This is a genomic window from Streptomyces sp. NPDC030143 (assembly GCF_055573695.1).
On sequence record NZ_JBVIAY010000006.1, the window covers coordinates 248,218 to 271,400 of the forward strand.

Sequence of the window (23,183 nt, forward strand, 5' to 3'; positions counted from 1 at the left end):
ACCGGACCCCGAGGAGCCGCCATGTCCCACCCCGCCACCGGAGCGTCCCGCCGCGCCGTCACCAGAGCGGCGGCGGCCGCCGGCCTGGCCGCCCTCCTCGGCGCGAGAGCCACCACCGCCCGGGCCGCGACCCGGGTCGGACCGCGCACCGTCGACGTGTCCGTGTCCTCCGCCGCCCTGGGCCGCCGCGCCCCGGTGCGGCTGATCCTGCCGTCGGGATTCGACGCGGAGGCCGGGCGGACCTACCCCGTGCTGTACCTGCTGCACGGCGCCCACGACGACTACACGTCCTGGACGCGGGAGACGGACATCGCGGCCTTCACCGAGGGCCGGGACCTGATCGTCGCGATGCCGGACGCGGGACCCACGGGCATTCCCAGCGCCTGGCGGGGCGGCCCCGACTACGAGCGGTTCCAGGTCGAGGAGGTGCCGGCGCTGCTCGCGCGGTCCTACCGGGCCTCCGGGGTGCGGGCCGTGGCCGGGGTCTCCACCGGCGGCTACGGCGCCATGGCGCACGCGGCACGCCATCCGGGCGCGTTCGCCGCGGCGGCCTCCTACAGCGGCATCCTCGACACCACGGCGCCGGGCGTGCCGCCGATCGTGGACGCCATCGTCGCCCGCGAGAACCTGCCGCCGCTCTCCCTCTGGGGCAACCCCGTGCTGAACCTCCTCACCTGGCGCGACTTCAATCCGCGCGCCCGGGCGACAGGGCTGCGCGGCACCGCGCTGTACGTCTCCGGCGGCAGCGGCGTGGCCGGCGGCAGCGGGGACTGGCTCCCCGAGGCCCTGGAGAGCGCCCTGTGGCCCTCCGCCCACCGCTTCACCGACCGGCTCGCGCTGCTCGGCATCCCGGTCACCACCCACTACTACACGGGAGGAGGACACAGCTGGGCCTTCTGGAAGCGCGAGTTCACCGCGTCGTGGCCGATGCTCGCCCGTGCACTGGGGGTGCCGGAGTGACCGCCGTGCCGTCGGGGCACGGAACGCAGCGCAGGGGGCGTCCGTCTGACACAGGACCAGCCCCTCGCCCCGCGGGCAGCAACCCGCGGGTGAGCCGCTTCCGTGTGAAAGGAGGCTCCGCCGTGGCTTTCCCCACCCCGCACGGCGTACCGGACGGCCTCGGTGCCTCTCCCATGCCCCCCGAACTGGCCAAGCTGCTGCGCGACGGGCTCGAGGCCGTCGCCGACGAGGTGGAGGAGGAGGTCCGCAGACAGGTCCCGGAGTACGCGCGGCCGGCCGACGGAACGTACCGCGCACACCTGCGGGACGGCGTCGTGCAGGCGCTCACCCTGTTCGTCGACCACATCGCCGACCCCCGCCGCCAGGGCGACGCGATCGCCGCGACGTACTACGAACTCGGGCGGGGCGAGGCCCTGGAGGGCCGCGGTCTGAACGCGTTGCAGTCCGCGCTGCGCGTCGGCGGGCTGCACGCCTGGCGGCTGATGGGCCGTACGGTGGAGGAGCTCGGGCTCGACTCGGCGGTCGTGGCCGCGTTGGGCGAGCTGGCGTTCCGGACCGTGCACGAGGTGGCGGAGGCGGCCGCGGCCGGTTACTCGGAGGCGCGGCTGCGCAGCACGGACGAGCTGGAACGGCGTCGCCGCCGCCTGCTCGACCTGCTCCTGGGCGACGGTCCGGTGTCCCTGGAGGCCGTGCAGGACCTCGCGCACGGCGCCCGGTGGTCGGTGCCGCGGCACGTCGCCGTCGTCGCGCTCGCGTCCGGCCCGGACCAGCGGGAGGAGGACCGGCCCCTGGCCGCGGCGGGGGCGCTGGTGGACATGGGGTCCCGGCCGCCCCGCCTGCTGCTGCCCGACCCGGACGGTTCCGGTCGCTTCGGCGGCCGGGCGTTCGCCCTGGCGCTGCGCGGCCGTCCCGCCGCTGTCGGCCCGACGGTCCCGCTGACCGAGGCCGCCCAGTCGCTGCACTGGGCCACGCGCGCCCTCGGGCTGATGGGCCGTGGAGTGCTGCCCCGGCAGGGGGTGGTGCGGTGCGCCGACCACCTGTCGACGCTGCTGCTGCACAGCGACGAGCCGCTGATGGCGCAGTTGGAGGCGCGCGCCCTGGCGCCGCTCGCCGCAGTGTCCGAGGGGCAGCGCGCGCGTCTCGCGGAAACCCTGCTGGCGTGGCTGCTGAGCGGCAGCAACGTGCCGGAGGTCGCCATCCGGCTGCACATCCACCCGCAGACGGTCCGTTACCGCCTGCGCCAGTTGGAGAAGCTGTTCGGCGACACGCTGCACGAGCCCGGCACCCGGCTGGACCTCATCCTCGCCCTGCGCGCCGGGGAACTGCGGGACCGGAGCGGACCGACGCCATGACGCCTCACCCGCGCTCATGTCCGCAACAAAAAGGGCGGGAGTTTCTGAATTCCCGTCCATAACACCCGGTGAGGAAATGCACATACGTTCGGGGCGTCCTTCTCCGTAGGCGCACGCGCGCCCCACCCTCAGAGGATCCCCATGCGTATTCGCTTGTGTCTCGCGGCGCTCTCGCTCGTCGGCGGCGGCGGTCTGACGGCCGTCTCGGCGCCGGCGGCATCGGCCGCCGCCTGCTCGGACGTCGACGTCGTGGCGGCCCGCGGCACCTTCGAGCCCGGCAATCTCGGTCTTGTCGTCGGCGACCCGGTGTATTCCTCGCTGCGGAGGAAACTGACGGGCAAAAGCGTGTCCGGCTACAAGGTGAACTATCCTGCGAACCTTTCCCTCACCTCGGCCGCACAGGGCAACGCGGATCTGGTGAACCACGTGAAAAGCCAGGCGGCCGCCTGTCCGAATCAGCGTTTCGTCCTGGTCGGGTATTCGCAGGGCGCGAACGTCGTCGACAACTCCGTCGGCATCAGCAGCGCCGGCGCGGTGGTGGGCAGCCCCATCGTGGCCACGATCCCCGCCGCCCTGGAGTCCCGGGTCGCCGCGGTGCTCCTGTTCGGCAACCCGATCCGGGCCCTCGGCAAGAGCGTCACCGGCACCTACCAGAGCCGCACCTTCGACGTCTGCGCACCGGGCGACCCCATCTGCGAGAAGGGCGGGGACGACGTGCTGGCACATCTCGGTTACACCGCGAACGCCGACGCGGCGGCCACGTTCGCCGCGGGCAGGGTCTGAGCGGCGCCCGTCACCGGGGCACACGGCAGGGCCCGGGAGGATCTCCTCCCGGGCCCTGCTTCTGTGGGGGGGACTAGCCTCGATCTTTCGTGACGAGTCATCAGCTTGTTGCTGGTGACTCGTTTCGTTTTCGGATGGTGTGGGGGGCAGGCCGGTAGCCCGGCTGTCGCGTCGGGTGGGCGCCGGCTTCCACGGTTCCGGGATGCGGTGAAGGTTCGTCGGGGCGGGGTCGTTGCTGGTCAGTCTGGGTTTGGTAGGGCGTCGAGGCGCTTGAACGCGGCGGTGATGATCTCGGTCCAGGGCCAGTGCCGGGGAAGGCGGAGGTATCGGCGGCGGCTGGTCGTTATCAGCTGGGCGGCAGCGGAGAACAGCCGCAGCCGTAGGCGGCGGGGCTCCCAGCGGCGGGCGGTGCCGGTCAGCGCGAGCATCGGCAGCCAGGCCAGCAGTTCCAGCGCGAGCTGGACGATCTCCAGCCAGATCCGGTTCTGAGCGGCATCGTGCAGCGGCAGGTTGGTAAGGCCGGTGGTGCGGGCGGCGCGGATGCGGTCCTCGGCCCTGGCGCGCTGGCGGTGGCGCAGCTCCAGCTCGGCGATCGGGGCGTCGGCGGTGTTGGTGGCGAAGCAGGTCAGGCGCAGTCCGTCGGCATCGGTGGGACGCAACTGTGCTCCCGGGGTGCGGGCGTTCCTTGCGGACGATCAGCCGCATGCCTTGCGGCCAGCCCTTCAAGCAGTCGCCGCCGATCTCGGCGACCCAGGCGCCGTCGCGCACCTCGCCATCCGGCTCCACGGCCGGCGTCCGGGCCGAGGCGGGACGGCCAGGGCTGCGGTATGGATGGCATCGGTGATGGTCATCCCGACCGAGTACGACAACCACCGGCCGCGCTGGGCGAGCCAGGCGACGAACTCATGCGTCCCGCCGCCGGAGTCGGTGCGAATCAGGGTCTGCCGGCCACGCCGGTAGGACTTCGGCAGCTGAGCCCGCGCGAGTTGAGTGGCTTCGATGTGGTCGGCGACGGTGCTGGAGCCGGCGTTCCCAGGGCGCAGCAGGCCCGCGACCGGCTCACCGGAGCCGGGGCGTCCATGGTCGACGAACGCCATCAGCGGGTGGTGGCCATAGGTCTTCTTCCAGGTCGCGGCGGCGTCCTGCTTGTCGGAGTGGGCCAGCACCAGCACCCCGTCGATGTCCACGATCACCTGCCCGGAGGCGTCCGGGGCCGCCTGCTTGGCCAGGCGCCAAACTCGGTTCCGCACTTCGGATCGGGCGGTGCGGATCGCCGTCAGGGCCTTCGGGCCGGCCGCCGCCAGAGTATCGGGCAAGCGGGAGACTGTCGGATCCGAGGCGACGGGGCCGAACGCCGCCGGCTCGGCCCGCAGCACGCCGACGTCGGCCAAGCAGTCCCCGCCCAGGGCCACCGCCAAGGGCCACATCCAGCAGGACCTTGCCCGTATCGTGCACCGCCCGCGGCTTGCGCCACGGCGCCAACGCCACTGAAAGCGCGTGATCCAGCCCGGTCTTGCGGGCCGTCTCCACCAGCAGTACGCCTCCCGCCTGGGAGACCACCGACCGGCCGCCGCCCTCGACGCGGACACGTGGATAGGACACGATACGCTTCTTCACCTCGGAAGTGCCTCCGGGGGGAGCCCGCGATGGGTGCGAGGTAGCGGGGTCGGCCGTCGTGGGTTCTCCATGGCAGTAGGCGTGGCCTCGGGGCGCTCATCGCCGCGTCCCGCGCTCGATCGCTTCCGCCAGGGCGTGGGCGACGGGTTGCGGTCCGGAGGGCCCGGGATCTGCCGTACGGATGCGTCGGATGTGCTGCCGCATCGCGTCGGCCTCGGCGTCCAGGCCTCGATCGGTGTAGATCGCGGCGGCCTCTCGCCGACAGGCGAGGGCCTCGTCCGTGCGCCCGAGGGCGTCCAATGACGTGGCGAGGACCGCCAAGGGCCAGGCCAGTGTCTCGTCGTGGCTGCCGATGGACCTGCGACCGAGGTCGACGGCGCGCCGGCACAGGACGACAGCCCTGTCATGGTCGCCGATGCCCTGCATGCCCCTGGCGATGGCCGAGAGCGCGCATGCCTCACCGTCCTTGTCGCCGAGCCGACGGCGCAGTCGAGCGCTTCGGATGCCGTGCTCAATGGTGAGGCGGGGGTTGCCGAGGTCAGCGTGGAGTTCGGCGATGTTGCCTTCCGCCACCGCTTCCCATCGCCCGGTGTCGAAGCCCCGGCTGAGCACGAGCGCCTCGTCGAAGTGGCGCAGTGCCTCGACGAGGCGGGTCTGTCGGCGCAGCAGTTGGCCGAGTCCGGTGCGGGCGGCGATTTGGATGTGGTTGTTGCCGACGTCCTTGGCCAGGGCGTAGGCGCGGATGAGATCCCGCTCCGCGTCCGGATGCTGGAGGTGTGCCAACGCCTCCCCACGAGCGAGCAGGACGTTGGCTTCGTGATCGATCCGGCCGGAGCGCCGCGCCGCGTGCAGGGCCGCGGTGGCGGTGTCGACGCGCTCCTGCCAGCCGCCCATGAGCACCAGGAAGCCGAGAGCGTCGACGAGGTGCAGCGCGTACCGGTCCATGGCGGTGTCGACAGCGTGGTGCAGGGCGGCGACGAGGTTGGCCCGTTCCGCGGTGAACCACGCCCAGGCGTCGTCACGGCCGGCCAGGTGGTGTGGCTGGGCTGACTCGGTGGGGTTCGTCACCAGACGGGTGCAGGTGGGGTAGAGCAGGCGGTCGGCGGTGTGCGCGGTGTGGGCATACCACGTGAGCATCGCGTCGAGAGCGTGTCCCCGTTCGGCCTCGGAGTCGTGCACACCGGCCAGTTCGCCGGCGTAGGCGCGCAGTAGATCGTGAAAGCGGTATCGGTCGTGCGCGACCGGTTCGATGAGGTGCGCGTCTGCCAGCGCCCGCAGCAGTCGCCGTGTCGTGTGTGGGGGCAGGCGCGCGAGGGCCGCGGCGGCGGGTGTGGAGATGTCCGGGCCGGGATGCAGGCCGAGGCGCCGGAACAGGCTCGCCTGCGCTGCCGGCAGCTGTGCGTAGGACCACTGGAGTACGTTGCGGACCGCGGCGTAGGGATCCTGGCCCCAGCTCAGTGCGTCGAGTTTGGAGTCCTCGTCGGCGAGCTCGTCGGCGATGTCGGCGACGGCGACATGTTCGTACGCGGCGGCACGCCCGGCGGCGATCCGCAGCGCGAGCGGCAATCGCGCACACAGCCGGATGAGGCTCTCCACCGCGGCCGGCTCCGCCTGGGCGCGAGCGGGGCCGATGATGCCCACGACCAGGGACGAGGCCTCGTCCGGAGACAGCACGTCGAGGGTGATCCGGTACGCAGCTTCGGTGACCACCAGCCCGGTCAGGCTGTCGCGGCTGGTCACCAGCACCATGCACCCGGGCGCTCCCGGCAGCAGCGGCCTGACCTGCTCCGCGCTGTTGGCGTTGTCCAGCACGATCAGCATGCGTCGCCCCGTCGTCAGCGTGCGAAACAGTCCCGAACGGGCGCCGGTCCCGACCGGCACCGCCGCCGGATGTACGCCGAGCGCCACCAGGAAATCGTCGAGGACCTCGTCCGGGGTCGCGGGCCTGCCGGGCCCGTAGCCGCGCAAGTTGGTGTGCAGTGTGCCGTCCGGGAACCGGTCCTGGACGCGGTGGGCCCAGTGCACGGCGAGCGTCGTCTTCCCCACTCCGCCGGATCCGTCGAGGGCGGAGATCACCACGGCCTGACCGCCGGCGGGCGGTAACAGCGCGTCGAGCGCCGCCACGTGATCGGCACGGCCGGTGAAGTCGCGAATCGCCTGCGGCAGCTGACGGGGCACCCGTGGCGTGACGGACTGGGGTGGCCTCGGGGCGGGCAGCGTGCCGACCGCCCCGCCGCGATGGTCCCGCGGCATCCGGTCGACCCGGCGGGCCCCGGATTCACCGCTCAGGATCCGCTCGTGCAGCCGCTGGGTGCAGGGGCCGGGGCCGACCCCCAGTTCCTCGGCGAGGCGGGTTCTGAGGCGGTGGAAGACACCCAGCGCGTCCGCGCGTCGGCCACAGTGGTCGAGCGCCGCCATCAGCTGGGCGTGGAGGCCCTCGTGCAGTGGATGGTCGTGCACGAGATCCGCCAGATCGTCGACGACCTCGTGGTGCTCGCCGAGTTCCAGCCGCCATCTGGCGCACTGCTCCAGCGCGCTGAGCCGCTGCTCGTCCAGCCGCGCGGCGGATCTGGCCAGGGCTGCCGTGCCCAGCCCGTCGAGTGCGGGGCCACGCCACAGGCCCAGCGCCGGCCGGATCAGCTGGACCGCCCGCTCGAGTCTCCCCTCGGCGGCGTGGCGGCGGCTCTCGGCCACCCCAGCGGCGAAGCGAAGCGAGTCGAGCCGGGCGGTGTCGACGCGGACGCGGTAGCCGGGCTCCTCGGTGAGGATGAGCCGCCGGTCGCTGTCACCCAGGCATTCCCGCAGCGCCGAGACGGAGTTCCGCAGCTGTTTGGTGGCGGTGGGGGGTGGCTCGTCGTCCCAGGTCATCTCGATGAGCTTGGAGAGCGACACCACCGTGTTGGGCGCCAGCAGCAGTGCTGCCAGAAGCCGTTGGCGACGCGCCCCGGGCACCGGCACCCGCTCACAGGCTGTCCGGACGTCCAGCGCACCGAGAATGCGAAAGTCCATCCTCCCGGCCTCTCCCCCTTGCCACCAGTAAGAAGATCAAAGCACAGGGTTCGCGGCAACGCCCACCCACCGGCCGGTGGTGACGTGGTGGGGACGGCGTGAGGACGGCGTGCGAGAGGTTGTGGACGTCTTGAGGCAACCCGGGAGCAGAACCACCGATACGCCGAACTCAAGGGGATAAGACATGGAAAACAAGAAGAATTTCGCGCGTCTCGCCGGCGCCGGGGCGGCGCTGGCCATGGGATCGACGCTGCTGGCCGGCGCCCCGGCTTCGGCGCAGGTGGCGGCGCCGGTGCCGATCTACCAGGTGATCAACGGAAACAGCAGCAACTCCTGCCTGCAGGTGGCGAACATCGCGTCAGACAAGGGAAACGTGGTCCTCGGCAACTGTGACCGCAGGGCGAGCCAGGTGTGGACCGTCATCAACGGCGTCTTCCGAAACCCCCAATACAAGCACTGCCTCGACGGAAACGGCGCGGACGTCTACACGGGATTGTGCAACGGCGGCGAATATCAGCAGTGGAACACCACCTCCGGCAGCCCGAAGTCCATCTTGCATGTCGAGAGCCAAGAGTGGCTGCACGCGAGCGGAGCAGTCGGGGCCGAGGTCGTCTTCCGGGACACCAAGGAGACGGCGTCCCGCTGGGTGATCGACCAGGTGGGATGGATCAACCCGTGAGTGCGGGGGCCGGCCTCACTGACGGCTCACGCTGACGGCTCGCACTTTCGGCTCGCGCTGACGGCTCGCACTTTCGGCTCGCGCTGAGGGTTCGCGCTGACGGCTCGCGCTCTTGGCAAGCGGTACGCGGACATCGCGGTCCCGCCGCCTCGGCACTTGGGCGCCTGCGCGGTGACGTCACGGTTGGGCAGTCTCGGGGGACGGACCGGCCGGTCCGTCCCCCGAGACGTCGAGGCGGGCACCGCGTAGCTCCGCGACCGTGAGTGCGTCGTGCAGCGCCTCGTACATTCGCGCCACCAGAAAGCGCAGTTCGACGGTGGACACCTCCGGCTCGGTACGCATCGCCCGAGCGTGAGCGAGCACTGTCCGGCCCGACCGCAACAGACTGGACTCCGTGGCCGCGCGATTCGGGCGACACCAGCCTCGACGAATGCGAGGTAGCACGGTCGGCCGTCGTCGGTCGTCCACGGCAGCAGGCGTGGTCTCGGGGCGTTCATCGTTGCGTCCCGCGATCGATCGCGTCCGCCAGGGCGTGGGCGACGGGGGGTGAGATTTTCCCGAGGTCGATGAGGCCGTACGCCGGTTCGCCGTTCTCCTCCTGGGCCCGTACGACCAGGGGCGGGAAGACGATGCCCGCCTACTGGAGCGCGGAGACCAGCGCCGTGCGCGCCGCCTCCGCCTGCTTCAGTCTGTTGCTCCCGCTTTCCTCCGTCACGGTCAGGCCACCTCGATTCCGTGGATCCGGCGGGGACCCACGTCCACGCCGTGAAGGGCCAGCCACAGCGCGATGCGACGCATCCGTTGCTTCCATACGTCGTGTCGTTCACTTGTTCTCGTCATGGCATCCACATCCCGTGTTACGCAGTACGCCTCCCGCCTGGGAGACCACCGACCGGCCGCCGCCCTCGACGCGGACACGTGGATAGGACCCGATACGCTTCTTCACCTGGGAAGTGCCTCCGACGGTGGCAGGAACAAGGACCTCGAAAATCCTCATTCTTGCTGGTCAGAGGCACTTTCTGCTTACGTGATCACCAGTCGGACAGTCCGCGACGTGAAAGCGCGAGGCTAGCCGGGGTTCCGCGCGAAGTCCGTGAGGCTGGTGGAGACGGGTTCGGGCCGGCCGTCGTTCTGGACGGGTGCCGCGGTGAGCACGTCGAGGTGCTGGTAGCCGTCGGCGACCACGGGGTGCAGGTCGGGCGGGACGCGGCCGGCCAGCAGCCCGTCGCCCGCCAGCACGGTGAGCGTGGGGTTGGCGGTGATCCCGCCGGGATGGACGACGAGCCGCTTCACCTGCGGTGAGGTGGCCAGTTGCAGGTCGGTGACCAGCTTGGTCGGGAAGTACTGTTCGGTGAAGTCCAGCGGCTGCTCGGCCAGGCTGCGGGCCAGTTCCAGGACGTCGGTGACCTCCTTGCCGGCGCTCGTGAACGGCGTGCCGTCGGCCGACCGGTAGCCGGGGTCGTCGGGGTCGCCGACCCGGTCGTAGGTGCGCCAGGTGTACAGCGGCCCGCGCGGGCGGTCCGGGATCGCCTTGTACGCCGTGCCGAACAGCCCGGGCCGCTGCTCGCCGCCGTTGGCGACGGGGAAGCTCTTGTCGGCGATCGGTCCGCCGTCGAAGAAGCCGATGCTGCTCTGGAGGAACGCCAGCGGTACGGAGTTGTCGTCCAGCAGTGCTCCGAGCACCGCCGCGTTGGTGAGCCGGAAGTCCTTCACCGCGGGGGATCCGGTGAGGAAGGCGGCGGCGTCCCTGGAGAACAGGAAGCGGTTGGTGGCCTCGATGTTGGTGTTGGCGGGCAGGTAGGACGGCAGGTCGGCCTCGCCGACCGGGTCCCGCAGGGCGCCCAGGCCGGCGATGGCCAGCAGGGTCATGGTCTCGGGGTTCAGCAGGACGGGCGCGGACAGCGAGCGCGGCAGCAGTCCGCTGTCGAGCCCGGCCTGCACCACGCCGTACCCGAGCCCGATGTCGGGCAGGTTGGTGTCGTCCGGGATGCTGCCGCTGAGGTCGGCGAGCGAGGTGGACACGGTGGTGTCGAGGGCGAAGTAGCCGGCGCACTGGTGGTGTCCGGCGTCGGTGGTGGTGGTGCGGTCGCCGTCGAAGTCGGCCGTCGCGAAGTAGCCGGTGATGACACCGCCGAGCGAGTGGCCCCCGCACAGCACCTTGCGCTTGCGCACACCCTGATCGGGCAACTCGGCGGTGAGCAGGTCGTACTGGTCGCGGACGGTCTGCTCGATGCCGAGCCGCGCCATCCACCCCAGCCGGCCGTTGCCCAGGTGACCGGCGAAGGTGCGCCCGTCGACCTGCTTGCCGCGGTAGTAGTAGTCGACCGCCGCGTGCTGGTCGCCGGAGGCGATGCCGGTGCGGTCCTCCAGACAGTTCGAGCGGCGGTCCAGGGCCCAGAACTCGATGTGCCGCCCCTGTGCGGCGGCGCGCGCGACGGTGTTGCGGGCGACGCTGTCGAAGGCCCCCGCTCCCTCCAGGATGCCGGGCTGAGCGACGAGGACACGGTCGGCGTCGGCCGATGCCCGCGGCCCGTCGGAGGACCGGTAGCGCAGGTACGACAGCCAGTCGCACGCCTCCGGCCGGGCCCCGAACGAGGCCGGCAGCGGCAGCTTCACCCGCACCACCGACTCCGTCACCCCGGCCACCGGGCTCGTCGACGTCACGGCCGTCTCGGTTCTCGCCTGCTCCCGCTGCTCGTGGGGGGCTGCTGCGGTGAGCGCCCCGGTGGTCAGCAGCACCGCCAGCGCGGCGCCGCGCCACGTTCTTCCTCTGCTGCGGTTCGTGTTCATAGCCGGGACCGTAGGTGCGCGCGGACCGTGCGGCCGGGCGATGCTCACAGATGCGCAGCCGGGAGCCGTGCCTTTGTCAGCGCTCGACGAACCTGCCCCGTCCCGCTCCCGGCGCGGCAGCGGGCGCCGGCCGGATCGGGTGTGGACCTCCAGGGCGGCGACGGGGTGGCGACGGGTGTGGCGGCGGGGTGGCGGCGGGGGTGCCGCCGGTCGCGAACCCGGATGCCGACGTGGTCACGGCGGTCGCGGGACCCCGACGCCGACGGGCCGGCGGCGGCCGTGAACCCCCCGATGCCGACGAGGTCGCTGCGGTCGCGGACCCGGCTGTCCCGCCACCACGGCGGGGAGCCGTCAGGGGGTGAGCCGGGACAACTCCTCACCGATCGCCGCGCGCAGGGCGTCGTGTCGGGGGCCGAGCGCGTACCGCTCGTCGCTCCACCGCTCGCGCGGGTACAGCCACACCGGTCCGCCCACGCGTTCGGCCGGCTCCCAGGTGTACCGCGGCCACACGTGCGCGTGCAGGAACGGATCGGTGTTCCCGAGGATCTCCAGGTTGACTCGCCGGAAGGCCGGATCCGTCCGCCCGCAGGCACGCTCCACGGCTTCCCCGAGCCTGTCCATGTCGGCCAGGAACGCCAGCCGCCGGCTCCGGGGCAGATCGGACAGCCGCCCCACCGCGGGATCGTTCACCAGCAGCACCGAGTACCCCGGCAGGAACTGGACGTCGCCGATCACCGCGATCCCGGCCTCCAGCCTCCGGAGCACCGTGGGGTTCTCGCCCCGCAGCGCGCTGCCGATCCGGTCCCGGCGCCACTCCTCGGTCATGGCCGGCGGCTCTCCTCCCGGTGACGGCACCGGCATCAGGCGTGGACCGGTGCCCGCTCGTCCAGCAGGCCTTCGCCCCGCAGGTCGTCCCAGACCCGGGCCGGGATCTCCGCCTCGAACGCCGCGACGTTGCGCCGCACTTCGTCGGCGGTCCGCATGCCGACCACGATGCCCGCGACGGCCGGGTGGCGCAACGGGAAGGCCATCGCCAGCGCGGGGAGTGTCACCCCGTGCGCCTCGCAGACGTCGGCGATGCGGTGCGCGCGCTCGATCATCCGCGGCGCTGCGGGGGCGTAGTCGAAGGTGGCGCCCTCGGCGGGGCGGTCCGTGGCGAGCAGCCCGGAGTTGAAGATCGACGCGGCGAGAACCGAGACCCCCCGGTCCCGGCAGGCGGGGAGCAGTTCGTCGAGGGCGCTCTGGTCCAGCAGCGTGTAACGGCCGGACAGCATCACCACGTCGACGTCCGTCTCCTCGACCAGCCGGGTCAGCTTGCCGGGGTGGTACATGCCCGCACCGATCGCCCCCACGGCACCCTGGGCGCGCAGTTCGGCGAGGGCCGGGAAGCCGTCCCGCAGGGCATCCTCGAACCGCTCCTCCGCGTCGTGCAGGAACAACACGTCGACCCGGTCGACGCCCATGCGCTCGAGCGAGTCCTCCACGCTGCGCAGCACGCCGTCGCGGGTGAAGTCCCACACCCGGCGGTGCGTGGCGGGCACCGCGAAGCTCTCGTCCGTCCGGCCCGCCGGGTCCTGCGGGACGAGCAGCCTGCCGACCTTCGTCGAGAGCGTCACCTCCTGCCGGGGCCTGCCGCGCACCAGAGCGCCGGTTCGGCGCTCGGAGTGCCCGATGCCGTAGTGCGGAGAGGTGTCGAAGTAGCGGATCCCGCTGTCCCAGGCCGCCTCGAGGGCTGCGGCCGCGGTCTCGTCGTCCAGCGGCGTGAAGAGTCCGCCCAGCGGACCACCGCCGAAGCCGAGCTCCGTGACCTGTACCTCGCTGCGACCGAGCCGGTTGCGCCTCATGCGCCGTTCCCCTCGTGTGACTGGTGACGGCACTCATCCTGCCGCGCTCCGCACCGCCTCTCCAAGGGGATTTCCGCCGGTTCGACGATCCCGAGGGGCCCGTGACACTACGTCAGCGTCCGGAGCGGTGCGTGACTTGGGCCGACGCTTCCCCTCCCCTTGATCACCGCTGTACGGGCGCTAACCGGCACCTCACGACAGTGGTGTCACGGGCTCCGCTCAGGTGCCCGAGCACAGGACACGGCGAGGAAAAGGGGACGACGTCATGGGTATTGCCGGGCGCCCACAGCGCAGGACGCTTCTGACCGGGGGACTGGTGGCCACGGCGGCTCTCGTCACGGGGTGTTCGTCCGCCTCGGACGGCGCGACCACGGAGCGGACGGCGGTCGCGGGGGCCGCCCCCGAGACCCCCTCGCCGTCGGGGACCATACGTCCGGACTCGCCGGCGGCGGCGTTCGCCAGACTCATGGAGGGCAACGAGCGCTGGGTCGAGGGGAGGCTCCGGCACCCCGACCAGGACCCGGCCCGGCGGAGATCCGTCGCCGAGAGGCAGGACCCCTACGGCGTGATCCTGTCGTGCATCGACTCCCGGGTGCCGCCGGAGCTGGTCTTCGACACCGGGCTCGGTGACCTGTTCGTGCTGCGGACCGGCGGTCAGGTCGTGGCCCCTGTGGTCACCGGGTCCGTCGAGTACGGGCCGTTGACGTCGGGGACGCCGCTGGTGGTCGTCCTCGGGCACCAGCGGTGCGGCGCCATCAAGGCGGCGTACGGGGCGATGCGTGCGGGCGAGGAACTGCCGGGCACGCTGCCGTCCGTCGCCCAGGCCCTGCGGCCGGCGTACCGGGCGACCCTGAGGGAGCGGACCGACGACCCCGTCGACGCCATGATCCGCATACACGCCGAGCAGACCGCCGAGGAGCTGCGGGCCAACAAGGCCCTCGCTCCGCTCGTCCGGAAGGGCGACCTGGCCGTCGTCAGCGCCTACTACTCGCTCGACACCGGCCGTGTGGAGGTCCTCACCGGGATGCCGTCGGCCTGAGCCGTCGGACGACGGCGTCGGGCGGGACCCGGAGGGTTCCCGCCCGACGGCCGCTGAGAGCTCCGAACAAAAGGGGAGGCCGTTCAGCTCGCGGCGTCCGGTGCGTGCGATCGCAAGGCGCCGGAAGCTCTTCGTAGCGGAGCTACCAGGGGCTTTCGGCAACGCGGCGAGCGTGCGTGCCAGGCGTCGCGAGCCCGGACTCCCTTTCCGTTCGGAGTTCTGAGGCCCAAGCCGCTACCAGACCGACCGCACGGTGACTTCCGCACGGACGACCTCCCGTGGTCGGCGAAGAGTCCCCGGCGTCGGCTCGGCGAGGACGCGGCCGCGGCCGCGGCCGCGGTGATGCGCGTACTCGACGGGGGAGGAGGCCGTGCGCAGCGGGCGGAGCTTCACCGGTCAGCCACGACCGCACCTTTGCCGGTCAGCCCGTGCGGCGCGAGCGGGCCAGGGCGAGCCCACCGAGCGTCGCGCCGGCCAGCCCCACCAGGACGGCGACGACGCCACCGCCCAGCCCGTTGCCGGTGCCCAGCCCGCCCTCGGCGGTGGCGACGATCCACCCGCCGACGGCGACGCCGAACAGCCCCGCCAGCAGCGCCGCGACGGCCCCGCCGGGCCCGGCGCCGGCTCCCCCGCCGATGTCCGTGCCGGTGCGACGGGTGGAGCGTGAGCCTGCCAGAGCTCGCCACCCCAGGACCGCTCCGGCCAGCGCCGCCAGCGCGGCCACGGCGGCGCCGAGCCTTCCGGGGCTCATGTCCTGAACACTGGCGGCGGTCTGCTGGACCGAGACGTGCGCGGCCGCCGGTACGGCGAGAACGAACGGGACTGACATGAGGTGCTCCCTCTTCTCCTACGACGGGACGTCACCCGATCCTGTCCCCCCGACCGGCCGTCGGTCGTCCGGCGAGCGCAGGCACTTCGCGGTGCCGCCGGTGCCGCATCCGGCTGTCGCGGACGCGGTAGGAGCCGCCTCGGTACCGCGTGCGCGGTAGTGGGTCGATCATCCGCGCGCAGGAGTCGCCGACGGCGGGCGTGCGGCTAGTGTGCGCGCATGGACAGGGGACGGATCGGCGTCGGGGACTGGGCGATCGCCGTCGGCGTGGCGGCGATCCTGCTGTTCACCGGGGTGTCCGGGGAGCGTTCCGCGCCGCGCCTCGACCTGCTCGGCCACGCGCTGCTGACGGCCGGCGGTCTGGCGTTGGCCGCGCGCCGCCGTGCGCCGGTGCCGGTGCTGGTCGTCACCGGGCTGTGCGCGGTGGGGTACCAGGCGGCCGGTGTCGACGTGCCGGCCGTCGCCTACCTGTTCGCGGTCTACGCGGCGGTGCGGGCGGGGCACCGCGCCGTCACGGTGGCGGTGAGCGTGACCGTACTGGCGGCGCTTCCCCTCGCGGCCCTGGCCTCGGGCCTGCACGACACGGGCGAGGCCTTCGCGCGGGCGCGGGGAGCCCTGGAGCTGGCCTGGCTGATCGCCGCCGGTGCCGCGGGTGAGGCGCTGCGGCAGGCCGAGCGGCGGGCGGACGAGGCGGAGCGCACCCGGGAGGAGACCGCGCGGCGCCGCGCCGACGAGGAACGGCTGCACATCGCACGGGAGTTGCACGACGCGCTCACCCACCAGATCTCGATCATCAAGGTGCAGGCCGAGGTCGCCGTCCACGTGGCCCGCAGACGTGGCGAGGAAGTGCCGGAGGCCCTGCTGGCGATCCAGGAGGCCGGGCGTGAGGCGAACCGGGAGCTGCGCGCGACGCTGGAGGCGCTGCGCGACGACGACACGGCTCCGCCGCGCGGCCTCGACCACGTCCCGGAGCTGGTGGAACGAGCCCGGGCCATCGGCCTCGACACGAGGCTGACGGTGGAGGGGCGGCCCCACGACATGCCGGCCGCGGTGGGCCGGGCGGTCTACCGGATCGTCCAGGAGTCGCTCACCAACGTGGCCCGTCACGCGGACGCGGCCACGGCCACGGTACGCATCGAGTGCCGTCCGGACGTCCTCGCCGTACGCGTCGACGACGACGGGAAGGCCGCGCCGGACGCCGCTCCGGTGCCCGGCGTCGGCCTGCTCGGCATGCGGCAGCGCGTCACCGCCCTCGGAGGCCGGCTGCGCGCCGCACCCCGCCGCGAGGGCGGGTTCACCGTCCTGGCGGAACTGCCCGTGGACCGCACGTCGTGATCCGCGTCCTGCTGGTCGACGACCAGCCCCTCATCCGCAGCGGATTCCGGGCGCTCCTGGACCTGGAGGACGACATCGAGGTGGTGGCCGAGGCAGCCGACGGCGAGCAGGGCCTGACGCTGGCCCGGCGGCACCTGCCCGACGTCGCCCTCGTCGACATCCGGATGCCCGTCGTCGACGGCATCGAGACGACCCGGCGCATCGCCGCGGACCCGGCCCTCGCCGGGACGCACGTCGTCATCCTGACCAACTACGGCTTCGACGAGTACGTCTTCGACGCGCTGCGGGCCGGCGCCGCCGGATTCCTCGTCAAGGACATCCTCCCCGAGGACTTCCTGCACGCCGTACGGGTCGCCGCGCGCGGTGACGCCCTCCTCGCGCCGTCGATCACCCGCAAACTCATCAGCAGATACGTCACCCAGCCACTCACCCCGGGTACCGGCCGAGGGCTCGATGAGCTGACCAACCGCGAGCGGGAGGCCGTCGCCCTGGTCGCCCGGGGCCTGTCCAACGACCAGATCGCCGGCTCTATGGTGATCAGCCCGATGACCGCGAAGACCCACGTCAACCGGGCCATGGGCAAACTCGGCGTCCGCGACCGCGCCCAACTCGTCGTCCTCGCCTACGAGTGCGGGCTGGTGGCCCCGCGCGGCTCGTGACCGCCGCCGGCTTCACCATCGTCGGGCCGTGATCCGGTACCGCGCGCGGGTACGCGGCAGCGTTCCGGGTCCCCGGACGGCTTTTCCGGAACCGGCACGGCATAAGCGCGCGGTCTCCGGGTATCCGTGTGCTGCTACCGGGGAGGGGCCGCAACACCTGGGGAGGTCGAAGCGGCCCCCTCCCCGGTCTCCTCCGGGGAGCCGCACGTCAGCGCAGTGCCGCCGCCACCAGCCCGGCGATCTCTCCGGGGCCGGTTCACGCACCACGAACACTTTCCCCCTCACCCGACACCAGGAGATCACCGCGGGAGTGAAGGCGTTCCTGCGCCTGCTGCGCTCCCCCGACGCGGCCGACGGCGCCCCGGCCTCCGGGTGACCGGGACCGACCGCACGGCCGGGTCGCCCGGGGAACCGGGATGTTCCCTCCCGGGCGCGGCGCGGGTGGGGTGGGGTGGGGTGCCTCGGACCCCGTCGAGAGCGACGTCCGGGCCGCCCCTGCGCTCTCGCGCTCCTGGCCGTGATCGAGGCGGAGGACGCAGGATGGGCGACATGAGGATCTCGCAACGCGCTCAGGCCGTGGCCCCGTTCTACGCGATGGAGTTCGGCAAGCAGGCCGCGACACTGGAAGCACACGGCCACCACGTGGTCAAACTCAGCCTCGGCGAACCGGACTTCGGCGCACCGCCGGCCGTCCGGGACGCGATGCGCGAGGTCATGGACGGACGGCCCATGACCTATACCGCGGCCCTCGGGCTGCCCGCGCTGCGGCAGGCGATCGCGCGGTTCTACCGGGACCGGCACGGCGTCGACGTCGATCCCGCCCGGGTCGTCGTGACCGCCGGCGCCTCGGCCGCCCTGGTGCTGGCGACCGCCGCCCTGGTCGATCCCGGGGACGAGGTGCTCATCGGGGACCCGTCGTACCCCTGCAACCGGCAGATCGTCGAGAGCTTCGGCGCCCGTGTGACACTGGTCCCCACCACCGCCGGGACCCGCTTCCAGCTGGACGCGGCGTCCGTGCGCTCGCACTGGACGGACCACACGCGCGGCATCATGGTCGCCACGCCGTCGAACCCGACCGGCACCTCGATCTCCGTCGACGAGCTGGCGGCGATCTGCGACCTCGCCCGCGAGCGCGAGGCGTGGCGCATCGTCGACGAGATCTACCTCGACCTCGGCGACCGCGACGAGCGGGGCCGGCCGCCGCGCAGCGCGTTGTCGCTCGACCCCGACGCCGTCGTCATCAACAGCTTCTCGAAGTACTTCGGCATGACCGGCTGGCGGCTGGGCTGGTGCGTCGTCCCCGAGGCCCTCGTGCCCGCGCTGGAGCGTCTGGCGCAGAACTACTTCCTGTGCGCCTCGACCCCCGCCCAGCACGCGGCGCTGGCCTGCTTCACCTCCGAGTCCCTCGCGGTCTGCGAGGACCGCCGCGCCGAGTTCGCCGAGCGGCGCGCGCTCGTCCTGGAAGGGCTGGAGCGGATCGGGCTGCCGGTCCCCGTGCCGCCCGACGGCGCGTTCTACGTCTACTTCGACGTGAGCGGCACCGGGCTCACCTCCTGGGAGTTCTGCGCACGGGCACTGCGGGAGGCGCACGTCGCGCTCACCCCGGGCAGGGACTTCGGCGCGCACACGGCCGAGACGCACGTACGACTCTCCTACGCGGCCTCGGCCGACGATCTCCGCGAAGGCATCGCCCGGCTGGGGAAGTTCCTGGCCACCTTGGGGTGAAGGCGCCGGCGGCAACGGAGAAGGGGTCGAGTTCCCGGGCCACCGCCTTCGAGGGGTGCGCGCCTCTCCCGCTCGGCCCGGCGGCGAGGTGCAGGGAACAGCACGCGACCCCGGATCACCGTCGTCGGGGCGCGCGTCCGCCCCGCTCGGCTCGGCGGCGAGGTACAGGGAAGAGGAAGATGCCGCGTTCTCGCCGCGTCCAGGGCCTGATCACGAGTGCGGCGAGCGACGCGGCCGGCTCCCGCGGTACGCCTGTCCGCGAGGGCTCCGGGAGCCGCGGTCGGGGGAGGCCGCCGCGTGCGTCCCGGGTCGGGAGCCGCCCGCCCGGAGGCCTCAGCTGCGGGGCCGCCCGTCCGCCGGGGAGCCGGCCGGCGGTCCGCGGGCGGCCGGGCGACGCGTCTCCCCGCTGCCCGCCGGCGCGGCTCACGGCCCCTGCACCACCACCTCCAAGGGCGCGCGGAAGGACAGCAGACCGAGCATCGGCGGCTCCGCCGAACCGGCGACCGGCCGAATGCCCGGAAGCTCGCGGGCCGCGGCCCGCAGGGCCACCGCCGCCTCGGTGCGGGCCAGGGAGGCACCCGGGCAGCGGTGACGGCCGACACCGAACGCCAGGTGGTGGCGGACGTTCGCCCGGCGCGGGCACATCCGTTCCGGAGAGGGGAAGACCTCCGGATCGGATCCACTGCCCTGGAGCATCAGCAGCACCTGGGCGCCCGCCGGCAGCCGCACCCCGCCCAGCTCCGTGTCCCGTGCGGTGACCCTGCGCCAGGTGGTCACCGGAGGCTCGCGCCGCAGGACCTCCTCGACCCACGCCTCGGCCAGACCCTCCTCCCGCGCGACGCGGGGCCACAGGCCGGGCTCGGTCAGGGCCCGGCGCAGCACGGTGGCGATGAGCTGCCCGGTGGTGGACTGTCCGGCGATGAAGACGAAGAAGCAGGCGCCGACCGCCGTCCCCGCGTCCAACGGCGTGCCGTCGGGCAGCCGGTGACGGGCGAGGGCCTCGATGAACGAACCGGACGGCGCCTGACCGCCGCTCACGGTCGCGGTGAGCCACCGGTGGAACTCACCGACGAGCCGGGCCAGCTCCAGTTGCCGTTCGAGCGGGGGCCTGCCCCAGAACAGCTCCAGGGAGGCGTCGCTCCAGCGGATCAGGGTGTCGGGGTCGACGCCCCGGACCTCCAGGAGCTCCATCAGCACCCGGCACGGCAGCGGCTGGGCGAATGAGGTGAAGAGGTCGCAGCGGCCGGTGGAGTCGATCCGCGACCGCACCTCGGCGAGCAGGTCACCGGCGACGCGCTCGATCACCGGGACGGCGGCGGCGACACGCTGGGCGTTGAAGAACCGGGTGACCACGCGGCGCAGTCCGGGATGGCTCGGGGAGCCGTTGTTGGCGAGCGCGGGCGGCAGGGTGAAGCCGGCCCGGGCGAGGACCCGCAGCACCGGGACGGGCAGCGGGGTGACGGCGTGCTGGGCGTTGTCCGGGAGGAAGACCTCGGGGTCCAGCAGGACCCGCCGCACGTCCCGGTGACGGCCGACCAGCCACAGTCCCGTGACGGGGTCGTGGTGCACGGGCGCCTCGGACCGCAGGAGGTCGAGCCACGGGTGGGGGTCGCGGACGAAGGCGTCGCCGAACAGGTCGAGCGGGCCGAGCGGATCACCGGCGTCGGATGGTCCGGGGCCGACCGCCGGGCCGGGCCCCGCCGCTCCGCCGCCGGGTGCGGCCACGTCCAGAGCTGGGGAAGTCACGGCCGGAAGCTAACACGCACAGCACGGGACACCGACTGTGTGTGCGCGGTATCACTCCGTGACCCGCCATGGGCGCGCTCCCACCCCGATCGCCCACCGCGCGGGCACCACCGGGTCCGCCGGGCACGACCGGCTGTGCCCGGGCACAGCCGAGCCGTCGGGCACAGCCGGGTCCGCCCGGGTGAATGTTCCGCCGCCCGGTCCGTGCGGAAATCACCTCGGCCCAACCGATCGACATACTGTCCGAATGCGGACGCCGAAGAAGATTCCCGCCCTGATCCACCAGACCTGGAAAGACGCGGACGTACCAGCCCACTGGCGGGAATGGGCCGACTCCTGGCGCCTGCACCACCCCGGCTGGGGGTACCGGTTGTGGACCGACGCGGACAATCGCGCGTTCCTCCAGGAGCACTATCCGTGGTTCCTGCCGATCTACGACGGCTACCCGGAACCGATCATGCGGGCCGACGCGATCCGCTACTTCCTGCTCGACCATTTCGGCGGGCTCTACGTGGACCTGGACTTCGAGTGCCTGAGACCGGTCGACGCACTCCTCGACGGCCGTGAACTCGTCCTCGGCTGTGAGCCCGACACGCACACCCGGCTGCTGCTGGCCCGCCGGCGCGGGCTCCACCGCATCGTCGGCAACGCGTTCATCGCGTCACGCCCGGGCCACCCCTTCTGGGCCCATGTGCACCGGCAGTTGGTCGGCGCCCACCGGATGCCCGGCGCCCTGGACGTCACCGGCCCCTTCTTCCTCACCCGGGCGGTCGACTGCGCCCCGGAGCCCGCCTCGGTCACGGTCCTCGGCCCGGAGGTGCTGTATCCCGAGGTGAGCCCGTACGCGCGGGAGCTGTTCGGCCCTCAGGAAGCCGACTACGCGCAGGCCTACGCCGTGCACCACTGGTCGGGCAGCTGGGTGCGCGACACCCCGGGGAGTCCGCGGACGTCGGCCGGCAGGCGGTTCCCGTTCTGGGCGAGCCAGGAGCGGCACCCGCTCGCCGACGGGCTGCTCGACCTGGACGCGCAGCGGCGGCGCTGGGCCTCCGGGGCGCCCGCGCCGGCGGTGTCGTGCCTGATGGTGACGAAGGACCGTTCGTCGACGGCCCGCCGTGCCATCGCGTGCTTCCGCGCGCAGACCTACCCCCACCTGGAACTGGTCGTCGTGGAGGACGGCGCGGACGACGCCCTGGAACAGCACATCCGCGAGCTGGACGACCCGAGGATCCGCCATCAACGGCTGCCCGCGCGAGGGCGGCCGCTGGGCGAACTGCGCAACGAGGCGGTGGCCCTGGCCGGCGGGCCCTACGTGTGCCAGTGGGACGACGACGACCTGTACGACCCGGAGCGGGTCGAGACGCAGATGGCGGCGATCCTCGCACTCGGCGCCGAGGCCTGTTTCCTCGCCCGGGAGCGGCTGTGGTGGCCCGCCCGGCACAAGCTCGCGGTCTCCTGCGCGCGGGTGTGGGAGGGGTCCATGGTGTGCGCCAAGGACCGTCTGCCGCGCTATCCGGCGCTCCGTCGGGGCGAGGACACCCCGGTGGCGGAGGAGGTGGTCCGCAACTGCCGGGTGGTGTCCGTCGACGCCCCCGAGCTGTACACGTACGTGTGTCACGGCGGCAACACCTTCGACGACGCCCATTTCGCGGAGCACTTCGAGGTGGCGACCGAGGTCTGGTCGGAACCCGGCGCGTACGCCGAGCGGTTGCTGGCCATGGCGACCCGGCTGCCGATCGGGCCGGACGACATCACCCACGCCGAGACCGGCCCCGCCGCCCGAGCCTGCGCGCGCGGCCGGCAGACGGTCCTCGAACCCGCCCCGGGCCCGGCGCGCGAGCGGCCTCCGGTGCTGGTGCTGACCCCGCTCAAGGACGCGGCGGCGTTCCTTCCGGGCTATCTGGACAACCTCCGCGCCCTGGACTACCCGCGCGAGGCGATCAGCCTGGGCCTGCTGGAGGGCGACAGCACGGACGCGACGCAGGATCTGCTGCGCGAGGTCCTGCCCGACCTCGAGGCGGAGTACCGGCGGGTCACGCTCGTCCACCGGGACTTCGGCCTCCGGTTGACCGGGCCGCGGTGGGAGCCCGGCGTCCAGCGGCGGCGCCGGTCGGTGCTGGCCAGGGTGCGCAACCACCTGCTCTCCCGGGCCCTCGCCGACGAGGAGTGGGTGCTCTGGCTCGACGTGGACGTCACCGGCTGTCCGCCCGATCTGGTCCAGCGTCTTCTCGGGGTCCGCAAGGACATCGTCGTCCCGCACTGCGCCACGACGGCCGGTGGACCGACGTACGACCTCAACACCTTCGTCCTGCATCCGAGGGCCGGCGCGCTCAACTGGTCGCAGTGGCTGCGCGACGGGATTCTGCAGCCTCCGCGCGGGTTCGGCCGGACGTATCTCGACGAGTTGCGCGGGAAGGGGCTCGTCCGCGTCGACTCGGTCGGGGGCACGGCACTGCTCGTGCGGGCCGACCTGCACCGGGACGGCCTGGTCTTCCCCGCCTTCCCCTACCGGCAGCTCATCGAGACCGAGGGGCTGGCCGCGATGGCGCGCGACATGGGCACGGCCTGCTGGGCGCTGCCCGACCTCGAGGTGCTGCATCCGCACCACGCGGCGGATCTGGCGGAGACGGGGGCCATGACCCCGTCGCCCTGACGGCCGGGGCCGGGCGCGGGGCACCGGGCCGCGCCCGGGCCCCGGGTGCGGGCACCGGGCCGCCCGGCCCCGGGGTGCGCGGCACCGTGCCGCGTCGGCGCCGGTCCACCGCGTGGAGTAATCATCTCGGCACTCCTTGTGGTGGAAACCTACGGTGGCGCTACTG

16 protein-coding genes and 2 pseudogenes are annotated in these 23,183 nt (G+C 72.9%); 9 read left to right on the forward strand and 9 right to left on the reverse strand.

Annotation, left to right across the window (positions count from 1 at the left end):
• Nucleotides 1-21 precede the first annotated feature (21 nt).
• The 3 genes from ACZ4YY_RS13655 to ACZ4YY_RS13665 all read left to right on the forward strand — a co-directional run bounded on the left by ACZ4YY_RS13655 (nt 22) and on the right by ACZ4YY_RS13665 (nt 3,095).
• A complete protein-coding gene (locus tag ACZ4YY_RS13655) occupies nt 22-960 on the forward strand; it encodes an alpha/beta hydrolase (RefSeq protein ID WP_468288229.1) in 939 nt (312 codons plus the stop codon).
• Nucleotides 961-1,082: 122 nt separating this feature from the next.
• On the forward strand, nt 1,083-2,312 hold the full coding sequence (locus ACZ4YY_RS13660) for a PucR family transcriptional regulator (RefSeq protein ID WP_468288232.1): 1,230 nt from the start codon (nt 1,083-1,085) through the stop codon (nt 2,310-2,312).
• Between the two features lie 141 nt (nt 2,313-2,453).
• On the forward strand, nt 2,454-3,095 hold the full coding sequence (locus ACZ4YY_RS13665) for a cutinase family protein (protein WP_468288235.1): 642 nt from the start codon (nt 2,454-2,456) through the stop codon (nt 3,093-3,095).
• A gap of 239 nt (nt 3,096-3,334) precedes the next feature.
• On the opposite strand, the pseudogene ACZ4YY_RS13670 reads toward ACZ4YY_RS13665, so the two are convergent.
• The 3 genes and pseudogenes from ACZ4YY_RS13670 to ACZ4YY_RS13680 form a co-directional block, all read right to left on the reverse strand.
• A pseudogene (locus ACZ4YY_RS13670) lies at nt 3,335-4,522 on the reverse strand (IS1380 family transposase).
• Between the two features lie 52 nt (nt 4,523-4,574).
• Nucleotides 4,575-4,712: pseudogene (locus ACZ4YY_RS13675) on the reverse strand (IS1380 family transposase); the annotation flags it as partial.
• A gap of 96 nt (nt 4,713-4,808) precedes the next feature.
• Nucleotides 4,809-7,721, reverse strand: a complete 2,913-nt coding sequence (locus ACZ4YY_RS13680; protein ID WP_468288238.1) for an AfsR/SARP family transcriptional regulator — start codon at nt 7,719-7,721, stop codon at nt 4,809-4,811.
• Between the two features lie 184 nt (nt 7,722-7,905).
• Between ACZ4YY_RS13680 and ACZ4YY_RS13685 the strand changes: the two genes are divergently transcribed.
• Complete coding sequence (locus ACZ4YY_RS13685) at nt 7,906-8,400, forward strand: ricin-type beta-trefoil lectin domain protein (protein ID WP_468288241.1); 495 nt, start codon at nt 7,906-7,908, stop codon at nt 8,398-8,400.
• Between the two features lie 177 nt (nt 8,401-8,577).
• On the opposite strand, the gene ACZ4YY_RS13690 is transcribed toward ACZ4YY_RS13685, so the two are convergent.
• The 4 genes from ACZ4YY_RS13690 to ACZ4YY_RS13705 form a co-directional block, all read right to left on the reverse strand.
• On the reverse strand, nt 8,578-8,742 hold the full coding sequence (locus ACZ4YY_RS13690) for a hypothetical protein (RefSeq protein ID WP_468288244.1): 165 nt from the start codon (nt 8,740-8,742) through the stop codon (nt 8,578-8,580).
• A gap of 726 nt (nt 8,743-9,468) precedes the next feature.
• Nucleotides 9,469-11,190 carry a hypothetical protein gene (locus ACZ4YY_RS13695; protein WP_468288247.1) on the reverse strand — a complete coding sequence of 574 codons (1,722 nt, stop codon included), beginning with the start codon at nt 11,188-11,190 and terminating at the stop codon, nt 9,469-9,471.
• Between the two features lie 351 nt (nt 11,191-11,541).
• The gene (locus ACZ4YY_RS13700; RefSeq protein ID WP_468288250.1) at nt 11,542-12,015 is read right to left on the reverse strand and encodes an HIT family protein; all 474 of its coding nucleotides are present in this window, start codon (nt 12,013-12,015) and stop codon (nt 11,542-11,544) included.
• Nucleotides 12,016-12,050: 35 nt separating this feature from the next.
• Nucleotides 12,051-13,034, reverse strand: a complete 984-nt coding sequence (locus ACZ4YY_RS13705; RefSeq protein WP_468288252.1) for an aldo/keto reductase — start codon at nt 13,032-13,034, stop codon at nt 12,051-12,053.
• A 265-nt stretch (nt 13,035-13,299) separates the two neighbouring features.
• Between ACZ4YY_RS13705 and ACZ4YY_RS13710 the strand changes: the two genes are divergently transcribed.
• Entirely contained in the window at nt 13,300-14,073 is a 774-nt protein-coding gene (locus ACZ4YY_RS13710) for a carbonic anhydrase (RefSeq protein WP_468288255.1), read from the forward strand.
• A 421-nt stretch (nt 14,074-14,494) separates the two neighbouring features.
• Here ACZ4YY_RS13710 and ACZ4YY_RS13715 read toward each other — a convergent pair whose 3' ends face one another.
• The gene (locus tag ACZ4YY_RS13715) at nt 14,495-14,902 is read right to left on the reverse strand and encodes a DUF6223 family protein (protein ID WP_468288258.1); all 408 of its coding nucleotides are present in this window, start codon (nt 14,900-14,902) and stop codon (nt 14,495-14,497) included.
• A gap of 219 nt (nt 14,903-15,121) precedes the next feature.
• Here ACZ4YY_RS13715 and ACZ4YY_RS13720 point away from each other — a divergent pair, with 219 nt between their 5' ends.
• The 3 genes from ACZ4YY_RS13720 to ACZ4YY_RS13730 all read left to right on the forward strand — a co-directional run bounded on the left by ACZ4YY_RS13720 (nt 15,122) and on the right by ACZ4YY_RS13730 (nt 18,621).
• Nucleotides 15,122-16,237, forward strand: a complete 1,116-nt coding sequence (locus tag ACZ4YY_RS13720; protein ID WP_468288261.1) for a sensor histidine kinase — start codon at nt 15,122-15,124, stop codon at nt 16,235-16,237.
• Nucleotides 16,234-16,896 (forward strand): response regulator, encoded by a 663-nt coding sequence (locus ACZ4YY_RS13725; protein WP_468288264.1) that lies wholly within the window; start codon nt 16,234-16,236, stop codon nt 16,894-16,896. The genes ACZ4YY_RS13720 and ACZ4YY_RS13725 overlap by 4 nt, the downstream gene beginning before the upstream one ends.
• A 549-nt stretch (nt 16,897-17,445) precedes the next feature.
• Complete coding sequence (locus ACZ4YY_RS13730; RefSeq protein ID WP_468288266.1) at nt 17,446-18,621, forward strand: pyridoxal phosphate-dependent aminotransferase; 1,176 nt, start codon at nt 17,446-17,448, stop codon at nt 18,619-18,621.
• 423 nt (nt 18,622-19,044) lie between these two features.
• On the opposite strand, the gene ACZ4YY_RS13735 is transcribed toward ACZ4YY_RS13730, so the two are convergent.
• Nucleotides 19,045-20,352: a cytochrome P450 gene (locus ACZ4YY_RS13735; protein WP_468288569.1), complete on the reverse strand. Its 1,308-nt coding sequence runs from the start codon at nt 20,350-20,352 to the stop codon at nt 19,045-19,047.
• Nucleotides 20,353-20,614: 262 nt separating this feature from the next.
• Here ACZ4YY_RS13735 and ACZ4YY_RS13740 point away from each other — a divergent pair, with 262 nt between their 5' ends.
• Entirely contained in the window at nt 20,615-23,017 is a 2,403-nt protein-coding gene (locus tag ACZ4YY_RS13740; RefSeq protein ID WP_468288268.1) for a glycosyltransferase, read from the forward strand.
• The last annotated feature ends 166 nt before the right edge of the window (nt 23,018-23,183 follow it).

Bases quoted from the DNA above. Each gene is read 5' to 3' on its own strand.
- ACZ4YY_RS13710 (WP_468288255.1), top strand. From the start codon at position 13,300: ATGGGTATTGCCGGGCGCCCACAGCGCAGGACGCTTCTGACCGGGGGA.
- ACZ4YY_RS13685 (WP_468288241.1), top strand. From the start codon at position 7,906: ATGGAAAACAAGAAGAATTTCGCGCGTCTCGCCGGCGCCGGGGCGGCG.
- ACZ4YY_RS13680 (WP_468288238.1), bottom strand. From the start codon at position 7,721: ATGGACTTTCGCATTCTCGGTGCGCTGGACGTCCGGACAGCCTGTGAG.
- ACZ4YY_RS13715 (WP_468288258.1), bottom strand. From the start codon at position 14,902: ATGTCAGTCCCGTTCGTTCTCGCCGTACCGGCGGCCGCGCACGTCTCG.
- ACZ4YY_RS13690 (WP_468288244.1), bottom strand. From the start codon at position 8,742: ATGCGTACCGAGCCGGAGGTGTCCACCGTCGAACTGCGCTTTCTGGTG.
- ACZ4YY_RS13695 (WP_468288247.1), bottom strand. From the start codon at position 11,190: ATGAACACGAACCGCAGCAGAGGAAGAACGTGGCGCGGCGCCGCGCTG.
- ACZ4YY_RS13665 (WP_468288235.1), top strand. From the start codon at position 2,454: ATGCGTATTCGCTTGTGTCTCGCGGCGCTCTCGCTCGTCGGCGGCGGC.
- ACZ4YY_RS13655 (WP_468288229.1), top strand. From the start codon at position 22: ATGTCCCACCCCGCCACCGGAGCGTCCCGCCGCGCCGTCACCAGAGCG.
- ACZ4YY_RS13700 (WP_468288250.1), bottom strand. From the start codon at position 12,015: ATGACCGAGGAGTGGCGCCGGGACCGGATCGGCAGCGCGCTGCGGGGC.
- ACZ4YY_RS13730 (WP_468288266.1), top strand. From the start codon at position 17,446: ATGAGGATCTCGCAACGCGCTCAGGCCGTGGCCCCGTTCTACGCGATG.
- ACZ4YY_RS13720 (WP_468288261.1), top strand. From the start codon at position 15,122: ATGGACAGGGGACGGATCGGCGTCGGGGACTGGGCGATCGCCGTCGGC.
- ACZ4YY_RS13740 (WP_468288268.1), top strand. From the start codon at position 20,615: ATGCGGACGCCGAAGAAGATTCCCGCCCTGATCCACCAGACCTGGAAA.
- ACZ4YY_RS13705 (WP_468288252.1), bottom strand. From the start codon at position 13,034: ATGAGGCGCAACCGGCTCGGTCGCAGCGAGGTACAGGTCACGGAGCTC.